This window comes from Fusibacter sp. (genome assembly GCF_057447755.1).
Genome location: NZ_JBVBZF010000496.1, coordinates 1 through 1,776, shown reverse-complemented (window position 1 = coordinate 1,776; position 1,776 = coordinate 1). Strand labels below are relative to the sequence as shown.

2 protein-coding genes are annotated in these 1,776 nt (G+C 42.1%); both read right to left on the bottom strand.

The window, feature by feature from the left end:
* The coding region (locus AC220I_RS22060; RefSeq protein ID WP_486726023.1) for an XdhC family protein at window positions 1–452 on the bottom strand (452 nt) is incomplete at its 3' end.
* Window positions 453–511: 59 nt separating this feature from the next.
* Window positions 512–1,696, bottom strand: coding sequence for a CaiB/BaiF CoA transferase family protein (locus tag AC220I_RS22055; protein ID WP_486726022.1), 1,185 nt, complete (start codon window positions 1,694–1,696; stop codon window positions 512–514).
* Window positions 1,697–1,776 lie beyond the last annotated feature (80 nt).

Sequence of the window (1,776 nt, the reverse complement as noted above, 5' to 3'; positions counted from 1 at the left end):
GTTTCAAAGCGTTCACGAGTGGCATAATCCGATCTTTCATCTATAACGGTAACATGGTATTCTAGGAGTTTAGCCATATTGGAAAGCACCATGCCAATATGGCCTGCACCAAATATAACAAGTGATTTGCCAGCTGAGAACACTTTAATAAAAACATCCACAGCGCCACCACAAGCCATTCCAAGTGATTTTTCGGTCTTTTTCAGTGTGAGTTCGTATGAAAAAGCAGAGGACGTCTGGTTTTCAAGACATAAAACAGCATCTTTTTTGGCTTTTTCTTCCACACCACCGCCACCAATGGTCCCTGCGAGAAGCTCACCATTTTGATTGATTAGCATCATGCTCCCCTTATCTCTTGGACCACTGCCAACTTTATTGGTCACAGTGACAAGGGCAACTGCTTCTCTCTTCTCTATGGCTGTTAATAATCTCTTTATGACTGCTGATTCCATATATGGCCTCCTGTATATTTTCATTTTAGATTTTATAAGGTTATGCTAATATCATAACCTTATAAGACACCATCTTCAATCAATTGTTTTATTTTATCTTCATCATAGCCCAGATATTTTTCAAGGATATGACCACTGTGCTCACCCAAAAGGGGCGCAGCGGATTGAATACTACCTGGTGTTTCGCTGAGTTTAATGGCAACGCCCGGCATTTTTAGCTTGCCAGCCACTGGATGATCAACTTCCACAATCATATCTCTCGCCAAGACTTGTTCATCTTCAAGGACCTTATCCACATAGTTGATCGGTCCGTTTGGAATGCCTGCTCCATCGAGTAGGGTCTGCCATTCGCGTGTTGTTTTTTCCATCATTTTAGCGGCGATAATAGGTCTAAGCTTTTCATAGTTTTTATTTCGTTCTGGATTGGTTGCAAATTCTTCTTTTTTTGCAATATCCATGAGATTGCAGACTTCACAGTATTTTAGCCACAGAGAGTCGTTGCCAACAGCGATCACCAGTTTCGAATCTGCCGTATCAAAAGGTTCAAATGGTACAATTGAAGTATGTCTATTGCCCGCAGGCTTAGGCACTTCCTTTGTGACCACATATCTTGCGATGGCGTTCTCAAGCATGGCGACTTGACAGTCAAGCATGGCAACATCCACCTTCTGTCCAATCCCCTTTTCGTTCCTGTAATTTAGGGCTGACAGGACACCAATGGCCGTAAAGAGCCCTGCAGCGATATCCCCTATTGAAGGTCCGACTCTGGTGGGTTCACCATCTTTCGCACCTGTGATGCTCATAATGCCTCCCATCGCCTGTACAACGCCATCATAAGCAGGTCGCTGGCTATAAGGCCCTGTATGGCCAAAGCCAGATGATGCCGCATATATGATTTTGGGATTGATCTCCTTTAAGACATCATATCCCAAGCCCAGCTTTTCCATGGTACCTGGTCTGAAGTTCTCGATAATCACATCCACTTCTTTGACAAGTGCTTTTAAAATTGATTTACCTTCTTCTTTTTTCAGATTCAATGTAATGCTTTTTTTGTTTCTATTAAGGCTCATAAAATAAGCACTCTCACCGTTTTGATAAGGGCCAAACTGTCTTGAGTCATCGCCTTTTACAGGCGCTTCAACCTTGATGATTTCAGCCCCTAAGTCTCCAAGGAGCATGGTGCAATAAGGTCCAGCGAGCACTCTCGTTAAATCTAATATTTTTAATCCCTCAAGTGGTCCCATAAGCATACCTCCAAATATACTTGAAATTTTTCTAATGATATCGCTTCTTTATTTTTATCTTCCGTATTTTATCTCTAGTT